At 46.1% G+C, this 18,570-nt stretch carries 15 protein-coding genes, 1 tRNA gene and 1 pseudogene; 8 read left to right on the forward strand and 9 right to left on the reverse strand.

Annotation, left to right across the window (positions count from 1 at the left end; all coding sequences use genetic code 11):
• Nucleotides 1-7: 7 nt before the first annotated feature.
• From QUB56_RS29275 to ssuE, 3 genes are all read right to left on the reverse strand, one after another.
• Complete coding sequence (locus QUB56_RS29275; RefSeq protein WP_332959827.1) at nt 8-1,396, reverse strand: FAD/NAD(P)-binding protein; 1,389 nt, start codon at nt 1,394-1,396, stop codon at nt 8-10.
• 115 nt (nt 1,397-1,511) lie between these two features.
• A complete protein-coding gene (locus QUB56_RS29280; protein WP_332959828.1) occupies nt 1,512-2,543 on the reverse strand; it encodes a sulfonate ABC transporter substrate-binding protein in 1,032 nt (343 codons plus the stop codon).
• A gap of 21 nt (nt 2,544-2,564) precedes the next feature.
• The gene (gene ssuE, locus QUB56_RS29285) at nt 2,565-3,134 is read right to left on the reverse strand and encodes an NADPH-dependent FMN reductase (RefSeq protein ID WP_332959830.1); all 570 of its coding nucleotides are present in this window, start codon (nt 3,132-3,134) and stop codon (nt 2,565-2,567) included.
• A 657-nt stretch (nt 3,135-3,791) separates the two neighbouring features.
• Here ssuE and QUB56_RS29290 point away from each other — a divergent pair.
• Together QUB56_RS29290 and QUB56_RS29295 are read left to right on the forward strand one after the other, a co-directional pair.
• Entirely contained in the window at nt 3,792-4,577 is a 786-nt protein-coding gene (locus tag QUB56_RS29290; RefSeq protein ID WP_332959831.1) for an ATP-binding cassette domain-containing protein, read from the forward strand.
• A 243-nt stretch (nt 4,578-4,820) separates the two neighbouring features.
• The gene (locus QUB56_RS29295; protein ID WP_332959832.1) at nt 4,821-4,964 is read left to right on the forward strand and encodes a hypothetical protein; all 144 of its coding nucleotides are present in this window, start codon (nt 4,821-4,823) and stop codon (nt 4,962-4,964) included.
• Between the two features lie 27 nt (nt 4,965-4,991).
• Here the strand turns inward: QUB56_RS29295 and cobA are convergent, their stop codons facing one another.
• From cobA to QUB56_RS29315, 4 genes are all read right to left on the reverse strand, one after another.
• Nucleotides 4,992-5,801 (reverse strand): uroporphyrinogen-III C-methyltransferase, encoded by an 810-nt coding sequence (cobA, locus tag QUB56_RS29300; RefSeq protein WP_332959833.1) that lies wholly within the window; start codon nt 5,799-5,801, stop codon nt 4,992-4,994.
• Nucleotides 5,798-6,538, reverse strand: coding sequence for a sirohydrochlorin chelatase (locus QUB56_RS29305; RefSeq protein WP_445243414.1), 741 nt, complete (start codon nt 6,536-6,538; stop codon nt 5,798-5,800). Before QUB56_RS29305 ends, cobA begins: the two co-directional genes overlap by 4 nt.
• 263 nt (nt 6,539-6,801) lie before the next feature.
• Entirely contained in the window at nt 6,802-7,485 is a 684-nt protein-coding gene (locus QUB56_RS29310; RefSeq protein WP_332959835.1) for a manganese catalase family protein, read from the reverse strand.
• A gap of 196 nt (nt 7,486-7,681) precedes the next feature.
• Nucleotides 7,682-9,208, reverse strand: coding sequence for a serine/threonine-protein kinase (locus QUB56_RS29315; protein WP_332959836.1), 1,527 nt, complete (start codon nt 9,206-9,208; stop codon nt 7,682-7,684).
• A gap of 527 nt (nt 9,209-9,735) precedes the next feature.
• Between QUB56_RS29315 and QUB56_RS29320 the strand changes: the two genes are divergently transcribed.
• From QUB56_RS29320 to QUB56_RS37445, 6 genes and pseudogenes are all read left to right on the forward strand, one after another.
• Nucleotides 9,736-9,808, forward strand: a tRNA-His gene (locus tag QUB56_RS29320).
• A 180-nt stretch (nt 9,809-9,988) separates the two neighbouring features.
• Nucleotides 9,989-14,293, forward strand: coding sequence for an AAA domain-containing protein (locus QUB56_RS29325; protein WP_332959837.1), 4,305 nt, complete (start codon nt 9,989-9,991; stop codon nt 14,291-14,293).
• Nucleotides 14,271-15,173 carry a hypothetical protein gene (locus QUB56_RS29330; protein ID WP_332959838.1) on the forward strand — a complete coding sequence of 301 codons (903 nt, stop codon included), beginning with the start codon at nt 14,271-14,273 and terminating at the stop codon, nt 15,171-15,173. The genes QUB56_RS29325 and QUB56_RS29330 overlap by 23 nt, the downstream gene beginning before the upstream one ends.
• Before the next feature lie 175 nt (nt 15,174-15,348).
• Nucleotides 15,349-15,756: pseudogene (locus QUB56_RS29335) on the forward strand (XisH family protein); the annotation flags it as partial.
• Nucleotides 15,744-16,079 carry a XisI protein gene (locus tag QUB56_RS29340; RefSeq protein ID WP_332959839.1) on the forward strand — a complete coding sequence of 112 codons (336 nt, stop codon included), beginning with the start codon at nt 15,744-15,746 and terminating at the stop codon, nt 16,077-16,079. The pseudogene QUB56_RS29335 and the gene QUB56_RS29340, both read left to right, overlap by 13 nt.
• A 233-nt stretch (nt 16,080-16,312) precedes the next feature.
• Entirely contained in the window at nt 16,313-16,465 is a 153-nt protein-coding gene (locus tag QUB56_RS37445; RefSeq protein ID WP_445243415.1) for a hypothetical protein, read from the forward strand.
• Nucleotides 16,466-16,570: 105 nt separating this feature from the next.
• On the opposite strand, the gene QUB56_RS29345 is transcribed toward QUB56_RS37445, so the two are convergent.
• The gene (locus QUB56_RS29345) at nt 16,571-16,684 is read right to left on the reverse strand and encodes a hypothetical protein (RefSeq protein WP_332959840.1); all 114 of its coding nucleotides are present in this window, start codon (nt 16,682-16,684) and stop codon (nt 16,571-16,573) included.
• A gap of 82 nt (nt 16,685-16,766) precedes the next feature.
• Complete coding sequence (locus QUB56_RS29350) at nt 16,767-17,609, reverse strand: DUF3747 domain-containing protein (RefSeq protein WP_332959841.1); 843 nt, start codon at nt 17,607-17,609, stop codon at nt 16,767-16,769.
• Nucleotides 17,610-18,570: the final 961 nt, after the last annotated feature.

Here is an 18,570-nt window from a genome sequence, read left to right on the forward strand (position 1 = left end):
GCGGCGACTACAACACCGTCGCAGCCAGTGCCCGTGCCTGCTCGCGCAGTTCTGGGACAGCAATCGTTTCCCATAAATCACCTCTGCGCGGGGTACCCAAAGTATAGAGCAGACTTGAAGGGTTGCCCCGAGCATCTAATACGGCACCATCAGCAGCAGTATCCAATCCCAAACCGATGTCGTTGGGGCGGATCAACCCTTGGGCGCGCAAATTGGCGATCGGCGATTGGGGCAATTGGCGATAATCTATTTGTACCCCTGTGCAATTCACCGCGCGGCTGACCTGCAAGACCCGATTTGTTTGCGTTTGGCGATCGCGAACCGTAACAGCCACCCCATCAGGTGCCGCTTGATAGTCCTGAATGCGCCCTGCGGTAACTGTCAGTTGCCCTGATTCCAGCATTGCCCGGACAACATCCCCCATTTCAGGGGCAATCCGATGCCGGTGCACATCCCAATAGGGGGTGGCATGGCGCAAAAACCGTCGCTGTTCGACGCGGCCGAGTTGTTGCCAGAGTTGCTGGGTGATGGGACGCAGGGAATCGATCGCCGATCGCCAGTCGCAGCCCTGCTCTGCAGCCGTCTGCACCTCGCTCCGAATGCACCGCAGCAAGCCCCGAATCGTTTTGGGCGCGGTGTCTGGGGTCAAAAAGGCGGGGTAGGGTTTGGTCGATCGATGGGTCAGCGGCAACAAGCCCCGGCGAGACACGGCGTAAATTTTGCCTTGATGGTGGCGCGAGTGGAGCGACACCGCCATATCCATCATTGTCAGTCCAGTGCCAATCAGCAACACCGGCGCATCAAGCTCAAGCCCTGCCAAGGCCGAAGCTGACCAGGCATGGCGGAGGTAGGGGGTGTCATCGTCCTTAGTTTGCGATGCAGTGGGAACTGCTGGCGCGTTTCCCACTGCCAGCACAATTTTGTCTGCTACGAAAGCACGGCCGCTCCGCAGGGAGACGATCGCACCTGAGGCTTGTGGCTCCACTGTTACCACTTCATCAATGACGCGCTCCAGGCGGACGTTACTTGATGCTGCGGCTTCAGCTTCCTCCAGAATCGACTGAATGTAAAGCCCGTAGATATGACGGGGAATGAAACTGCTGGCGTTGAGGTCATCGGGCACGAATGCCGCCAATTCGCTGCGGTTATTGTGCAGCCAGCGCAGCAGATGACCGGCATCGTCGGAAAAGGCACTCATCTTGCCTGCAGATACATTCAGCAAATGGCTGGTGTCATCGGTGCTGTATGCAACTCCTAGGCCAATCTCGTGACTGCGATCGATCAGCTCGATCAGCAGGGGTCGGTTGGCTGTTTTCAACAGGTGAGTCGCTACGAGACAACCACTAAAGCCAGCACCGACGATCGCGATCGTTGTTATAGGAGCGGAAGTCAGCATTTTATGAACCCTATCAGCATCAAATAGAATAGGAATGTATTTATTTTTAAGACATCGGATCTATGAAAATATATCGCTGCCTCTGTCTCCAACACTTACCCACAAGCGGGAATTTTTAATTACCTGGTTTCCAAACTACTTCTTCAACTTTGAGCTGCTTGGGAATTAAGCCAAGTTCAAAAAAAGTATCGGCAATTTCCTGTTGCTCGGCAACCATATCAGCTTGGATCGGTTCAAATCCATAACTCCGCCGTCGAGTGACTACATCTAAGATAGAAACATCAACGTTCAAAATGGGAGCGAGAATCTTGGTTACTTCTTCAGGATTGGCATCAGCCCAAGTCGCTACTGCTTGAGTTTCTTCTCTAATTGCCTCAATGATTTTGAAATTAGGGTAAACAAATGACTTATTAGCTAAGTAAAAATCTCGGTTAGCTGCTAGTCCTTTACTATCTTTAACAACACGAACATCTTTTTGCGCTTGAGCTGCTGCATAAAACGGGTCCCAAATTACCCAAGCATCTACGTTACCTTGTTGAAAGGCGGCTCTGGCATCGGCTGGTGTCAGGTTTGCCGGCTCAATATCAGTCCATTTTATCCCGGCGGATTTCAGTGCTTTTGCTAATAGGTAATTGGCACTTGAACCTTTGGTAAAAGCTATTTTCTTACCTCGCAAATCTGCCAGGGTTTGAATTGCCGAATTAGCAGGGACTAAAATACCTGAACTGCGGTCTTTGGGGGCGCTACCGCCAATGTACAGCAGAGGTGCGCTAGCAGCTTGGGCAAAGACTGGAGGAGCGTCCCCGGTGCGCCCGATGTCGATGCTGCCGACGTTTAGTGCTTCCAGCATCGGGGGGCCTGACTGAAATTCTTTCCACTCAACGGATACACCTAGAGGCTGCAAGCGTTTCTCTAAACCGCCTCTAGCTTTGACTAGGGTGAAGGGGTCGAATTTCTGATGACCGATGCGGACTACCTTAGCTGGAGTTGCTGTGGGGGAAGCGGCGGGGCTTGCAGAGGTGGTAGGGGGAGTATTGTTACAGGCGGCGATCGCCCAATTCAAGCCGATTCCTAATAGAAATAGGGCTGCTAGGGAAAAGTGCGATCGCCATAATTGAGCGAGGAATGAAATCAGTCTTTTGAGCATAAACAATAATATTGTTTGTTGCTAACTTGCCGATCGGACACTTCCAACTAATTCGGGTTTGCCAGTTTCCAGGGCACCCACAAACTCTTGCAACTGCGATCGCAGTATTTGTTCTGTTTCCTCTTCAAGTTGTACGCTTGTTTCGTCATAACTTTGGATCTGCGTGTCTAAAACATAGACACCAGCCAAGATATGACTAGCGCCCAGCTCGGATAACACTGGTTTGAGGGCGTAGTTAATTGCTAATAAGTGACCCAGGGTACCTCCGGTGGCGATGGGGAGAATAACTTTACCAGCTAAACTCTTCTGCGGTAGCAAATCTAAGTAAGCTTTGAGTACGCCTGTGTAGGCTGCTTTGTAAACAGGTGTGGCGATGATTATGCCCTTGGCTTCTACTACTAAATCATTGACTGCTTTTAAGTCTGGGTTCGCGAATTGCCCGTAAATTAATACCTCTGGCGGTAGATCGCGGACGTTGATAGATGCCGTACTCAGTCCCTCTTTCTCGACAGCGCGGCGGGCGTATTCCAGCACCGCAAAAGACCGGGATGGATGAGACGGGCTACCTGCGATCGCAACAACATTAGGCATTTAATAGTCCTCCTATTTTTGACTCATTTAAAAATGAACGATTTACGAAATCGCTTACAAATACTGTAACTACGTAGATTTACCGTATTTTATAGATAGTAAGCTAGCACGGTCAATTTTAAAAAGCAAGTAAGTTGAGATGTAAAGTTTGATAACTCTTATACAAATTTTGTGCGATCGCGAATCTCGGCCCAAAGCAACTGTCCGGTTATTTCCCCCCAATACAGCAGACTCTCACCGGACTCAAAAACAGAAACCGGTTCGCCACCGGATGCGGGTTCACCCAGAAGTAAGAGAAGGAAAGTTACCCCTGAGAGTCCCTAGAACAAGCAGAACCTTTACAGGAACAGGGTTTGCTTGTTCTTAACAATTATTTATCAAAGTTCCCGAATTTGGGGAAAAAATTCTCTTGCTTTTTGTAGATACCTATGCAATACTTTTGTTTAATAATCATAAAATACTCTAAATCGACTGACTTACAGTAGATTAAAGTTAGAGAGGCTAATCTGCTCTTCACCCGAATCGGTGAGCAGCAGGCTAATTAACACTTGCTTAACAGCAACTTTTGAAAGCGAGATCGAGTTAACACTTAACTTTTAACTGTTAATTGCGATCGGCCTGTGCAATGAAGTGTGAGATATATGGAGGTTTTTTAGAATGGAATCAGCACTCTCAGGAATACGCTTAGAATTAGTAAAACTCCAGAAGTCATTTGGAAATCTTGAAATTTTGCGGGATATCAACCTCGAAATAAATCCCGGAGAATTTGTAGCAATTGTGGGTCGCAGTGGATGTGGTAAAAGTACCTTGCTGCGCTTAATCGCCGGACTAGAAATTCCCAGTCAAGGCACGGTATTTCTAGACGGAAAGCCGTCTAAACAACTTAACTCCAAAGTGAGAATGATGTTTCAGGATGCACGGCTACTACCTTGGCAAAAAGTGCTGGCAAACGTGCAATTAGGGCTAGTAAATGCCAAAGAAAGCACTCGCTATAAAGCGATGCAAGTCCTTCACGCTGTAGGGCTTGGCGATCGCGCCAGCGATTGGCCCGCTGTACTCTCCGGCGGTCAAAAGCAAAGAGTTTCTTTAGCAAGAGCCCTCGCCTGCGAACCCCACTTGCTGCTGCTTGATGAACCCCTCGGCGCGTTAGACGCTTTGACCCGTATAGAGATGCAGCAATTGTTAGAAAATTTGTGGCAAGAAAAAGGATTTACCGCGCTACTGATCACTCACGACGTAGAAGAAGCAGTGGTGCTAGCTGACCGAGTTATTTTAATAGAAAATGGTCAAATAGCAATGAACTGTTATATCGATCTCCCACGACCGAGGCAGAGAGGAAATGCTGTATTTGCTGCGAAAGTAGAGACCATTTTGCACCGCGTTATGGAGCGAGAAGAAAATAGTAAGGATGCCGAAAGGTTTGCAATAACTGCGTTTCGGTAAACGGTGCTGGGCATAAATTATCTCAATAGCAAGTTGTCTGGCTCTGTCGGACTTATTATGCTAACTTCTCAGGAGAATGCCCACTAATTAACGCTCGGATGTCACAATTTTTAAAGTTTATCAAGCTGAATTTACAGCGTTTAAATAATCTTAAGCCAAATTAATTATTCTCCTTCTTAATTTTCTAATATTTCCCTAATTAAAATGTAGAATTAAAATTTAGTTTAGTTAATCTCTACAAAAATGCCAGCAAAAAACCATCTCAATTCCAAACAAATAGAGAAACTACAAAAAGCCTTAAAAAATGAAGTAAAGGGCAATATCAGAGAAATAATTATGATTTTATTATTGCTCTCTGAGGGAAAAACACCAGGCAAATTTTTCTAATAAACCGGGTTTATAGCCCCCAATGCGTCAGTCTTGAGTCTGAGAAACAGGCCGAGAACCCGACAATATCGAGTGCAAATTGACCACGTTTCCGATGACTGCGATCGCAGGTGCTGCAAATCCGGCCGCCTCAACTTGCTCTACAATTGTACCCAAAGTCCCGATCAATTCTTCTTGTTCGGGCCGCGTTCCCCAGCGAACTAAGGCTATGGGCGTTTCTGCACTCAATTGGGCTGCTGTTAACTCGCCGATAATGTAAGGCAAATTGTGGATTCCCATGTATACTACAATGGTTTCGGAGCCCCGGGCGATCGCCTGCCAATTTACCTGAGCCCGATATTTTCCCGCTGCTTCGTGGCCGGTGACAAAGGTGACTGAGGAACTGTACGATCGGTGTGTTAAAGGAATTCCCGCATAAGCAGGGGCCGCAATCCCAGAAGTTACACCGGGGACGACTTCTACGGACACTCCAGCTTTTACCAACTCTTCCATTTCTTCGCCGCCGCGGCCGAATATAAATGGATCGCCGCCTTTGAGACGAACTACGATCGCATTATCTCCAGCTTTTTCTATCATTAGCTGAGTTGTTTCATCTTGCATTAACGAGTGGCGGCCTTTGCGTTTTCCGGCATCTATTCGTTCGGCTTGGGGGTTGATTGCTGCCAAAATTTGAGGGCTGACTAAAGCGTCGTAAATCACCACATCCGCACACTCTAACAGAGCTTTCCCCTTCAAGGTCATCAAACCCGGATCTCCGGGTCCGGCACCGACTAAATACACTTTACCTAAAGACATTTTTCTTGCTTCCTTTACCTCTTCTGTGCCTCTGCGGTTCATTTTTGAATTAAATTCCCAATTAAGTCTGCTAATTCTACACTTGCGCCTAGAGGATTTGCGAGATGAAGTTCCGCCGCAGGAAATTGCTGCTTTAGCTGTGCGACATTTTTGGCGATCGCATCTGTAATTCCTCCATTAAATAAGAAGTATGGCACAATCCCTATTTGCTGCTGTCCACCACGAACCAAACTGTGAATTTGCTCTTCCAAGCTCGGCTTTACCGACCAATAAGCTGTCAGCGCACCGAGTTGGCTGGCAATTTCCTCAAAAGTCGAGTTACCTCCGGGGATCCGGCTGCCGTGAGATAATAAAATCCATTTTGGCAATAGCAGATTGGGGAGAAAAACCACCTCTTGCATCTGACTTTTTACCAATTTTGTTAAGCCTGCTTTCTGGGAACCTAAATGCGGGCGCAATTCAATTTTTAGCTTGTCACCAAAAGTTTGTTGTGCAATTTCCACCTCTGCCGGTATGTCTTGGGCGACGTGAACTCCTGGCAATAAAAATACGGGCAGGATTTGCAATTCTGTCAGTCCCCGCGAGAGGGTACGTTCGCCAAAACTGCAAATTTGTTCGTGCAGCGGTGCGGGTCCGAGTTCTAAGGTGGCGGTTGCTACGGGGGGGAACGAGTCAGCCAATTTTTGAGACAGCAGTTGAGCTAGGTTTTCCAAAGCTTGTTGAGGTCTGGGGTCCCGGCTGCCGTGAGAGACTAATAAATAGGTCGATCGCAATTTCAATATGGATTTGATGTTAATGTTCGATCGGGATCTGCACTTGCGCGCACCAACTCAAGAAACCGGGTTTTTCAACGGCGGCAAGAGCCTGCGGCGAAGTATTTTCGTAAAAAAAACCCGGTTTCTGCTTGAGTCCGGGAGATTTTCAATAACTATAACATTTTTTACCCGATCGCTCTTGATAGTAAAGAGTAGGTTGGGTAACGCGAAGCTTTTCCCAACCTACTCGGCTACTGTGCTGTGAGGGTGATTGCGGAATATTCCGATTAATGTCTTGGGCCTGGTTCGGCGATGTATTGGAAAGTAGGTTCCGAGTTCCAAGGGCCGCGTTCGTCCTTGCCATTTGTGGACAAGTTGAAGTAGAGATCCACAGTGGAATCTGGCGGAATATTTCCGAACAGCGGATCCGTGAGTTTGCCCAAGGATTCCAGAGCTTTCATGAACATTTGAGTGTGAGAAATTTCGCGAGTCAGGAGAAAGTGCAGCGTGTCTTTCGTTCCTGGATCCGGTGCTAGTTTAATCAATTCTTCGTAGGTTTGGCGAGCTCCTGCTTCCGCACCGATATCAGCGCGCAAATCGCGCACCACATCCCCGCCTTCGTTGATATAAGCTGCTGTCCAAGCTTGACCTTGGCTGTCTAACAAGTGTGGGCCTACGCCGCGCACCGCAAACAAAGTGCTTTTGTAAGCTTCTGTTTGGTCAACGTTTTTGGTGTGCATTTCTATGAGTTGCCCCACCATTTCTAAGTGGCTGAATTCTTCGATCGCAATATCTTGGAGCATATCCTTAATCCCTGCATTTTCACAGTGAAATGACTGCACCCAGTATTGCAAAGCTGCTGTCAGTTCTCCGGTTGCTCCGCCAAACTGTTCTAGCAGCAATTGCGCAAAACGCGGGTTTGGTTCGTCTACAGTCACCGCAGACATTAATTCTTTTTTGTGAAAAAACATGGATCGATACCTCTTTTTAATTCTGTTGTTACAGTCTGAGGATTGCAGACTTGTAGCTGTGTTCACCTTCAGAATCCATTGTGCGACAACCGATTGCCTTGAACCTCGGTCGATGGATACATCTAGCGGGACAAAATTCTCTGCTTTCAGGTAGAGTTTAAATTTAAATTTTTAGTTAATTATTCGGTACACCAAATTACAATTTACGATCGGCATTATTGTCGCACTCGGTTAATTTTGCTGACAGGGCATCGAGGTGGCGCAGCCACTGAATGCCGCCAACCCAACTGCGAAAGGGGAGGTGTCCAATTGCTGCTTGCTGACTAAATTTAATCTGCCCTAAAGTAGTAGCAGAGTTGTAGGTCGGCCAGTTTACCCGATCGCAAAATCTGATATAGTCTCGCTTAACGCTTTCGTAAATTTGTTTTTGGACGCTGAAGCCAAACCGACCTTGACTGTAGTGCAGCCACAGGCGATCGAGTGTTTGCAAATCTTCGCAGGGTAGCTGGTAAATTTGGCTAATTTCTAGCTGAGTTCCCGGTGGTTGCGAAAGAGACTGACACATCAGAGTCCAAGTTTCGCGATCGGCTTCTTTCCACTTTTTGTTTGACAAAAAATCCCGCAGTTTGGTACAATCAACTCCCCGTGCAGAAATTAGAGATTGGTCGAGATTTGAAGTAACAGATAAGGAAAAAGTTTCTGCGGAATTGGCGACGGATTTTGTGGGTAAAAGCGGAGAATCAGAAGTTTGTAGCGCGCTGATATCGGTTGAGTTGTCGCTATTACTGAGAGCAGGAGCGATCGGCTTTTGGGGCGAAAGCAAATTTGGATGGCGAATATCTAAAGCTGCTGTGATATCTTGCAAAACTTCCGTAGCAAACCTGTACCGCTGATTGAGACGAGTTTGCAGCAATTTATCTAAAATTTCACCTAACTCGCGGCTAATACTCGTGCCTTTGGGGAGAAAATCGCGCCAGCACCAGCGCTCGCTGTTACAGTCGTACATATCCAAGGGAGTAACTTGCGTCATCAGGCGAATGCAAGTAACACCTAAACTGTAAAGGTCGCTAGCAGGAAATACTTTGCCGCGCACTTGTTCGGGAGCTAGATAATTTTGACTGCCGATGAGCGTTGCTGGACGGAGTAGGGCTGTATCAGTCAGCAGTTTGGCAATGCCGAAATCGATCAATACGAGTTTGTTGTCCGATTGGCGACGGATAATATTTTCGGGTTTGATGTCGCGGTGAATGACCCGCTTGTCGTGGATAAATTCCAGCACGGGCAATAAGTCTTGCAGCAGTTGCCAAATTAGATTTTCATCGTATACACTCTCGTCTATTTCTTGTTTGAGAGTCGGCCCGTCTATAAACTCTTGAACTAAATAAATAAGGCCTTCTTGTTCAAAGCCGGCTAATAATCGGGGGATTTGCGGGTGTTTTCCGAGTTCCTCTAAACGGACGGCTTCTTGGCGAAATAATTCAACGGCTTTGTCAAAAAATTCGGGGTTGGGGTCGTAAAAATGAAATAGCTTGACTGCACAGCGGGGTTGAGATGGGATGTCTTGATCGATTGCTAGGAAAGTTTTGCCAAATCCGCCTCTACCTAAGAGTTGAATCGGGCGATATCGCTGTCTCAGCAACAGGTTAAAGCCGCAGTTTAAGCAAAATTTTGCGGTGTGGGAGTTTTGAGGATTTGGGCATCCTGGGTTGATACAGTAACTCATATCGATTTTAGATTTTAGATTTTAGATTTTAGATTTTAGATTGTAAAGAAGAATTTTTTTAAACGAACCGCGAAGACGCCAAGGGCGCGAAGGAAGAGGGAAGACACAAGAGAGAGAAGAGACAGGGTTGACAACTGATATCGATTTTAGATTTTAGATTTTAGATGGGGAACCCGACTTTTTTTAACGAACCGCGAAGGCGCGAAGGGGGCGAAGGAAGAGGGAAGACACAAGAGAGAGAAGAGACAGGGTTGACAACTGATGGAGTCGGGGATATAAGGCTATTTTAATGCGCTGGCTCGAATCGGGACGCTGCCAAAGCTGCTGAGTCCGGGCCGCGCGTCTGCTCAGGAAGCGGGATAGTTGCCGATCGCGCCAAGCGAAAATTCGGCTAAACTCTTACTGTGCCAGGAATTTGAGGCACAATCGATCTGTCCGGTTCAGGGACGCTCAAAAATATTTCAAAATTTTTTTGCTTTACCCCTAGACTTGTACTGAGATCTGATGCTATAGTTACAACTAATACGGCGAGCGTAGCCAAGTGGTTAAGGCAGTGGTTTGTGGTACCACCATTCGTGGGTTCAAGTCCCATCGTTCGCCCTTTTTATTCTAAACTGTTTAATTCGATCGCCCGGCTCCTGCACGGTCACTTGCGATAGCCTCCGGGTGCGCCTTGGCGCACCTTAATCTTTGGGATTTAGCGGTTGTGTCGGCACAAGTTCCGATGTGCTAATCTTGAATCCAATCAAAAATCTAAAATCAAAAATCTAAAATCAAAATATGCCGTCTTTAGTAGCAGAAGATTGGGGATATAAATTTAGTGGCGATCGCACAATTAATAAGTTTATTCGCGATGTTGAAGGGGAAGCGGCTTTAGCGAAATATTGCGATTGGGAATGCCGAGAACGTGCGGAATTTCTGATGTCGGAGATTGCTGGGAAATCGCACAATCTGTTTTACGTGCGCCGCCAAAAGGTAAATCAGAGATTTTCTGAAGAAGAAATCTGGGAATTGCTGCTTGCTACGGATGGTGATGATTTTGAATTACCTCAATTGTTGCAAAAAGCAGATCGCACTTTACGGTTGTTAGCAACTGTACGCTTTGAAGACGGAATCGGCGGTTTAAAACTGCTGGATGCTGGTTTGGTGGCGGTTCCCAGAGGGAGGAAAGATGGGTATGCTTTGCCGGTTCTGTTGCGACTTTTGGCTAAGAGTAGATCGCCGATTCCTGTAAAGTCGATCGCCCGCGTCCAACAAATGCCATTTTGGGACGACAGACACATACCGACTGCGGAACAGCTAAAAGTTTGGCAGACTTTTTTAAATGTGGAACAACGCATTGCAGAAGCGCGTCAATTTTGCGTGCCTTTCCGAGGGCACAATTACGGTTCAGGCTTTAAAATAGTCACTTTTGAAATCGATCGTAATTCCGCAACTCTTGACGGCTATGATGAAAATTCCTTAGAATTGGGCGACTTTCGCGAAAGGTTGAACAAAGCCAGAAATGAAGAAATTATTCTGTTTGATTCGCCGCCGGGAAGCAGAAGCAGCCGAGACGGAGAGACATTAGGCAGCATCGCTGAAATTGACTTTGAACATGGTAAATTACGCATTAAGTTAGATGTTGATTTAGGCTATCGCATGGCGGGCGGCAGATATCAACTGCCTCCACAAGGATTCTTGTATTTTGAGGCGGCGGGCGATATCTCTCAGATCGATCGCAAGAAAAAAGCTTTGAAAATGCTGACAGATGGTCGCGCTCAAAATCCCTATTTGAGTGAGTTTTTCTTCGACTCTTCTCAGGCGAGAATGCCGGAAAAATTGATTAAATTGGAGCGGGAAAAGTTATTAAATGGCAATGCTAATGACGACCAAATCGCCGCCGTAGAAACTGTGCTTTCGGCGCGGGATTTAATTTTGATTCAAGGACCGCCGGGAACGGGCAAAACGACTGTGATTGCGGAGATTTGCTATCAAATTGCCCGTCAGGGCGGCAAAACGCTTATTGCTTCCCAAGCAAATTTGGCTGTAGACAATGCTTTGAGTCGGTTAGTTCACAATCCGGCGATTCGGGCTTTGCGGAAGGGAAAAGCTCATAAGGTGCAGGAAGAAGGGCAGCCGTTTTTGGAGGAAAATGCGATCGGCACTTGGCTGCAAAATACGGCGGCTGACTGCGAAGAAAAGCTCTCGCAGCGCCTGACTAATGTCAAATCTTTGCGCCAGTTGGTGGCAGAATCAGAGCGATTTACCGCCTACTGTGCCGCCGAAAAAGCTTTTTTTAATGAACAAAAACACCTGCACGACAGTAAAGCCAATCTTGAGGAAAAGTACAGCCAGCAAACAGCAGATTATGAACGTAATTTAACTGAGAAAAACGATATTGAATCTCTAGTTAGTGGGTTAAAAAATCTGCTGGATGCGCCTAAGGTCAACTGGGAATCTCCTGAAGTGGCTGAGTTTATGCCCAGACTAAAACCATATTCAGAAGGCAATATTTTAGTAGAAAACTTTATGGCTAATGTTCGGATTGCCGCTAGCATTGCTATTCAAATAGGCTTCGATCGCCCTGCTTGTGGCGCGTTTGGGCTTGCGGTTTGGCTGCAGGAAACGGTAGGCGCGCAAATATCGGAATTTAAGATGGCTTTCGATCGCGCTGATGCTGTTTGTCACGCTATGTCGGCGGTTGCGGAGTCGTTGCGGGTTTCCCGCCAGATGTCTGAGGCTTTGAATCAACTCGAATTGGGAGATCGACAAAATCAGACACACCGCCAAAATCTCGAACAGAAAATCAAGAATTTGGAACTGCGAAAAGCGGAAATTGCAGCCGTTGTCGTCGCCGTTGCACAGTGGATCGAGACGGCGGATACGAAACTCTATGAAGTCGTGAAAACTTGCTGGGAAACGGGCGCAATGCTCGCGGATGATATGGTAGAATTGCCCGCAGGATTGCTGAAAATTGCCCGATCGCTCAAATTGCCGATCGTGCCGCCCAAATGCAAAGTCAATTTGCCCGATTTGGATCGGTTGCTAAAGGCGATATCCCACGAAGAAAACGCAGGTTTTAAGGACATACAAGGGCAACAGTTCCGGTTTAGCGAGTTTCTGCACCTAAATTTGAGTCAAACGCCGATCGTGCTCTCTGCGGGCGATCGCACCCAATGGCAGCAGCTAGCCAAAGACTTCGCCAGCTATTCCCAAGTCAGCCCAAGTCAGCGCAAATTTATCATCGAACAAGCTCGCACTTTCTTAGGAAGCATTCAACAATTTTACAGTAAATCCTTGCAGCCCAATCAAATCCAGGCTACCTGCGATCGCCTAGTCAAAGAATTGCTGCACAGTATCCTCGCAAATGCGCGTCAGTGCGTGGTTCCCCTGAAAACCGAAACCGAACAGCAGCTTATAAAACAGCAACAGTTATTAGATAAAATCGGTCAAACCTTAAACCAGCAGCAAATATCCGCCGCTAAACTTCAGGTAGAAACAGCGCAGCAAGAGGCGAACTTAAAAATTAGCGAAGTTACTAATTTGTTGCAAGCAATTGTCCAACAGCCAAACGCACCTGAAAAATTGCGGGTTTTAGCCGAACAATACCTCGCCCAAAAATCCAATATTTGGGAGCAACCGCAGCAGTTTGTCAAGCAAGTTGAGGCTTGGAAAGCAAGCGCGATTCAGCTTGAAAAATCAATTGCTGACTTAGATCCTTTTGGGGTTTTGGAGACAATCAAAAACACTCTTGACGAGCATTTATCCCCGCTGCAAATTGCCGCCGCAACTGCGCAGCAGCAACTCGCACAACTTCAAACAGAATTGAGGGAAATAACCGCTCAACTGCAACAGCAACAACCGACAGCAGCATTACTTGTTGAGAGAAATTGGTGGGAGTCAGCATGGCAAACTATCCCGACTCAATACCAGCCAGAAGTTCCGAATACAGGATTATTCAGCGGACATTTTTTAAGCAAAATTAAGCGTCTCTTCAAAACTTGGCAGCGGAAATTAGAACAAGAAGAAACAGCACTAACTCGCTCTCAAAAATTTGTGACAGATTGGATTCAAAAACTCCGAAATCCATCAGAAAAAGACCAGAGCGATTTAAAGCAAATTTATATTGACAATGCCAACGTGATCGGCATTACTTGCGTGCAAGCTGCCAGTTTCGATTTTACTAAAAACTTTCCCAGCTTTGATGCAGTCATCATTGACGAAGTTAGCAAATGCACTCCGCCAGAGTTGTTAATCCCCGCTTTGAAAGGCAGAAAGTTAGTATTAGTGGGCGATCACAGGCAATTGCCGCCGATGTTTAATCAAAGTACGATCGACGATATTGCCGAAGACATCGGCTGTACCGGAGACGAACTTAGCTTCATCAAAGAATCTTTGTTTAAAGTATTGTTTGAAAATGCCAGCGACAGCATCAAAAAAATGCTGACAACTCAATACCGGATGCACCCGCAAATCATGGGCGCCATCAATCAGTTTTACCAGCAAAAACTCAACTGTGGCATTCAGGAACCAGACACCAAACGCGCCCACAACCTCGCAGGTAGAATCATTCAAGAAAACAATCATGTCCTGTGGGTTAAAACGCCCGTTGCACAAGGGTTTGAAGAGGAAAAACAGGGTACTTCGCGGTTGAATGTCAAGGAAATTGACCTGATCGAGCGTTTGTGCGAACAAATGGAGGCAGCTTGGCGGCCCAAAGTTGCCGGCGGCGAACCGCCGAAAGAAATCGGGATTATCACTTTTTACGGCGCTCAATTGAATGCAATTAAAGACAGAATCGAAGCCGAAAGATTTCCTGCTTTGAGCATCCGTACTGGTACGGTTGACATATTCCAAGGCATGGAAAGACCTGTAATTATTGTTAGCACTGTGTGTAATAATATTAGGGGCGATATTGGATTTGCTAAGGAACCGGAACGGGTGAATGTGGCATTTTCTCGCGCTCAAGAATTGCTGATTGTTGTCGGCTGCCACGATTTATTTACCAAACAAACAGGTACTGTCGGAAAAATGTATCAGGAAGTTTCAAAAACGGTGCGTCACTGGGGAGGTTTTGTAGATGTTTCTAGCGTCCTCAACTAAACCAATAGACTCGAATTTAAGTTCGCTAGCGGAACAAATTGAGCAACAAAATCCGGGTTTGTCAGTGTTGGCGGCGCGTCAATTCCGCTTCGCAATCCGGCAAACTCCGCTGGAGGTGGCGAATTGCGAACCGCGCGAGTTTAACGTTTTGGAAGAGTTCATTTTGCGGGCGGGTGTTGAGTTTGAACCTGCGCCCACTTTGAAGGAGTTGGCGGATTTGCTGGGGTTAGACGAGATTTTTGTGAAGACTGCGGCGGCGACTCTGGTTAGTTTGGAAACCTTGGAGGTGGCTGAAAATGGCCAAATTGCGATCGCCCCGCAAGGTAGAGATTTTTTCGAGAAAGGTGCGGTTAGTCGATCGCAAATTCAATCAATTTATGCCCTTTCCGATCCGCTGAATCAAACTCTTACCTTTAAATTCGATGCTTTAGTGGCAGAATCGGTCAACTTGCCCGATTTAGGAGATTTAGTATCGCTCGAACATAAATTTACCGACCTTGCGGATTTAAGTATAGCAGAAATCCAGCCGTTAATTCAAGCTTCCGGCTTAGGAATTCACGTCCCCGAAAACGGCAAAATTGTGTCTAAATGCGATGTCATCGGCGACGATTTAGATATTTGGCAAACAGTCTCGATTTTTGTGTTGTTAGATGCGATCGAAAATAAAACTACTATTCAAGTCCGACAGGGCAAACAAATATTAGAAACAGCATCAAACTTGCTAAACGAACTTGAAGTCCAGCAAAAACTTTCCTTAAATGACTTGTGCAAATTAACCCCCGACCTCGCACAGCAAGAATCAGAGACAATCCCGGTTCCGAAAAATCAGAAACCAGCATCTAAGAAGAAACGCAAGGAAACAGAGTCAGGAAACAAGTAATATGAGGACTTGCATTCCTCACTATAAACTGGTTTGTAGTAAGGAATGCAAGTTTTTATTAACTCAACACTTAAAACAATTTATAAAAATAGGATTGTACCGATTGACAATATGCGGCAAATTCGGTATGATTAAGACTTCTTTGTAATCGCGCTGAGAACTTGTCTGTGTCTGCCAAAATACTTTCCACGAATCCGTAAAACGGGTCCTTCAAAAAGAACAGTGGGTGATTACTGCCGATCCACTAAAGTTTAAGTTTGGCAATGTTAAGTTTCAGGTCCATTTGGGAGCAGAAAGGTTAGTCGCAGCGGAGCGAGGAGGGGAGAAAATTGCAGTCGAAATCAAAAGCTTCCTCAATCCCTCTGCGATTACAGACTTTTATGCTGCATTGGGACAATTTCTCAGTTATCGGCTTGGCTTGGCATCGGTTGAACCCAATCGGAAATTGTATTTGGCAGTACCAGTTGACGTGTATAAAACATTTTTTCAGTCTGAGTTCACTCAAACTGCGGTACAACAGTATCAGGTGTTGCTAATCGTATACGATCCAACAAATGAGGTAATTGTGCAATGGACAAACTAGCTCAATATCGTCAATACGTTCAGACATTAATCACCCGTTATGCCGAAGATGATGTTTCTGACGATCAAGTCGAAGTGCAACTAATCTTAGACACAGAACGAGATCATTATCAGTGGATGAACGTCGGCTGGGAACACTTAACCCGGATTTATCGAAGCATCATTCACATTGACATCAAAGATGGAAAAATCTGGCTTCAGCAAAATTTGACAGACCAAAATCCTGCGGAGGAATTAGTTGAAATGGGAGTACAGAGAGAGGATATTATTTTGGGATTGCAACCCCCATACAAGCGGCAGTATACTGATTACGGCGTAGCGTAAAATGTCCAGCTAAGAAAACAAAATACTCAGATTCCCAACTTCTTGAAGAAGTCGGGGCTCTAATTCCCCCTACTGAGCCTTAACGCATTTCAGCATCCACAAAGTAGCCGCCGCCGCGTAATTGGGTTTTGCAGAATCCTAGGACTTACGCATTGACAATTTCGTTAATAGCGGCAGCAACAGAACAATAAAAAGACATTTGAGTAATAATAGAAGCAGCCCAATAATTCTCAATGTCTGAAAAAGTTTTAGACGGCTCTTTAGCAAGTAAATTCGGCTGCATTCCCGCCGACCAACGAAATTCCGCAGCTATTGGCAGCACCCCCATCTATTCAGCGCGAGTGACGGGCTGCCTAGGTTTAAAAGTTCCATTTTATGGCTGCTAACTATCTTGTTCGCGCAAATAGAACTTTTCCGGCACTCCCGCGGGAAATATCAACCTCGCTATAGAGACGGATAGAAAGATTGCTACAAAATGTGATATTAGCGCTTTATATTCCTTGAAATGATTCCCATACTAAAGATACCAATTGCTTTCTGGTAACAGCAAGTTGGGGTCGAAAGGTATTATCTTGAGAAAACCGGGCTACAAAACCAAAGGCCACAGCTTCTTTAATTTCCGAAGCGTAGATATCATCGGTAGCTATCTCCGAATTGTAGAAAAGCCAGCATTGCCTGCGGTATTGCCTACGGTATTTCCTGCGGTATTTCCTGCGGTATTTCCTGCGGTATTGCCTGCGGTATTTCCTGCGGTATTTCCTGCGGTATTTCCTGCGGTATTTCCTGCGGTATTGCTTCGGTATTGGCTCCGGTATTGCCAATTTCTACTGGCGCGGGTTCATTGGTAGTGAAATAAAAGTGGCCTAATGTGCGGCCTTGGTAAGCTCTTTTACTCAAGCGCCAAGCAGGATCGAGAGTGATTTTCATGAAGTCGTTAATATCGCCGTTTGTGCGGCCGATAATCACCGATTTACCTTGGTAATCTACCGGAGCTCCCATTAGAAGAACATTGCCGTCAACACTTTCCAAAGTTAGGGTGTATTTTAATGCTAAATCGGTGCCTGCCATACGAATAGAAAAGCCGTTGCTGTCAGTTGCGCGACCACAAATACCGGTGAAATCAAAAGTAACTAACAACGGATCAACTTTCACGGGATTAGAGCCGCTTTCGCTCCAGCACTGCCGCTTGTCAGATACCTGTTCTAAAATTAGCAATTGGTAGCCGCCGAAAGAGCGGGGTTGGGCGATGACAATTACTCGGTCTTGGCTAATTTCGGTTTCGTCAAAAGTAAATCCTTCAGCCGAACCGATCGCCCCGAGTGTTAAAATTGCTGAACCTGCCAGTGCGGCCACTGTTCGTACAAGTGAATGTTTCATCAGAAAAAATGGGTAGAAACCCCGTGCTTCTAGCACGGCTTTATATTTTTGATTTACTACCGCCTGGGGATTGGTTAACGGGAGTGTACTTTTGTATTGCACTTTCAACGGGACAATTACCGCTTCCAATCCTGTACGCCTAGTATTTTGCACGGGTTGAGCCTCCCATGAATGGGGTAATGTTAGCTTCAACAATGTTTTGAGAGCTTGTTATACCTGCAACACTGTTCCCGTGACCTTAGAACTGTTTAATTGCTTCGGACAGAGCAAGGGACTAGCTACGCATCCACAGGGTGTGGTGGCTCTCACAACCTAGGCAATTAAGCCTTAGTCTGGTCAGTACGGCTTGCCTGATTTCTCTTGCAAGCCCCGTGTCTTTAGACCGGGGTTACTGACGCTTTTTCCCTATTGGCTCCTTATTTTGATGATAGTTATCTAGAATATAAAAAACTCGCCCTCTTTAGACAACAAGATAGAATTTTACCATCTCTTGTTCCGGTGGTACCAAGTGCGATCGATCGCCGATCGTCAAATTCGTTCGTAGTGAGGACTTTAGTCCGAGCGAATTTTATGAGGACTTTAGTCCTGACTACAAACTTATAACCCTTATTTTAGCGACTAACTTGATATTATATCAATTCCGGTTAGACCGGAATGATAGAAGCTCTGGACACGGCAATAGCCTTTCCCTAACCCCAAATAATCGCATCCGGCGATCGCACCAGATGTAACTATCGCCCGATTAATTTTCAGGAAACGGCACCGCGCCGTATTTTGACTGTCGGTAACATTAATTCCGATGCTAAGCTGTTGCGGGATTTAAATTGTATGTCAAAAAACAATAAAACAATGAGTGGGGTGTCCCGCCCGCCGAGAATATGCAATTTAAATGCGCGACAGCTTACCGGATTTGATATTATATCAAATCCCATAGCATCGGAATAGTAAATTCGAGTTGACGGTTGACTGTTGACTGTTGACTGTTGACTGTCAACCGTCAACAGTCAACATCACGGACGGTGTAACCGTCCATGATATTATACCATTTTGCCAAATAAGTGCTACAATGCCAGAAAAATAAGGGATATTTTATGAAGGTCAACTATCAAGAAAG

Origin of the sequence: Microcoleus sp. AR_TQ3_B6, assembly GCF_036702785.1 — a bacterium.
Taxonomy (GTDB): domain Bacteria; phylum Cyanobacteriota; class Cyanobacteriia; order Cyanobacteriales; family Microcoleaceae; genus Microcoleus.

Bases quoted from the DNA above. Each gene is read 5' to 3' on its own strand.
- QUB56_RS29280 (WP_332959828.1), bottom strand. From the start codon at position 2,543: ATGCTCAAAAGACTGATTTCATTCCTCGCTCAATTATGGCGATCGCAC.
- QUB56_RS29290 (WP_332959831.1), top strand. From the start codon at position 3,792: ATGGAATCAGCACTCTCAGGAATACGCTTAGAATTAGTAAAACTCCAG.
- QUB56_RS29295 (WP_332959832.1), top strand. From the start codon at position 4,821: ATGCCAGCAAAAAACCATCTCAATTCCAAACAAATAGAGAAACTACAA.
- cobA (WP_332959833.1), bottom strand. From the start codon at position 5,801: ATGAACCGCAGAGGCACAGAAGAGGTAAAGGAAGCAAGAAAAATGTCT.
- QUB56_RS29340 (WP_332959839.1), top strand. From the start codon at position 15,744: ATGGACAAACTAGCTCAATATCGTCAATACGTTCAGACATTAATCACC.
- QUB56_RS29330 (WP_332959838.1), top strand. From the start codon at position 14,271: ATGTTTCTAGCGTCCTCAACTAAACCAATAGACTCGAATTTAAGTTCG.
- ssuE (WP_332959830.1), bottom strand. From the start codon at position 3,134: ATGCCTAATGTTGTTGCGATCGCAGGTAGCCCGTCTCATCCATCCCGG.
- QUB56_RS29315 (WP_332959836.1), bottom strand. From the start codon at position 9,208: ATGAGTTACTGTATCAACCCAGGATGCCCAAATCCTCAAAACTCCCAC.
- QUB56_RS29275 (WP_332959827.1), bottom strand. From the start codon at position 1,396: ATGCTGACTTCCGCTCCTATAACAACGATCGCGATCGTCGGTGCTGGC.
- QUB56_RS29310 (WP_332959835.1), bottom strand. From the start codon at position 7,485: ATGTTTTTTCACAAAAAAGAATTAATGTCTGCGGTGACTGTAGACGAA.
- QUB56_RS29325 (WP_332959837.1), top strand. From the start codon at position 9,989: ATGCCGTCTTTAGTAGCAGAAGATTGGGGATATAAATTTAGTGGCGAT.
- QUB56_RS37445 (WP_445243415.1), top strand. From the start codon at position 16,313: ATGTCTGAAAAAGTTTTAGACGGCTCTTTAGCAAGTAAATTCGGCTGC.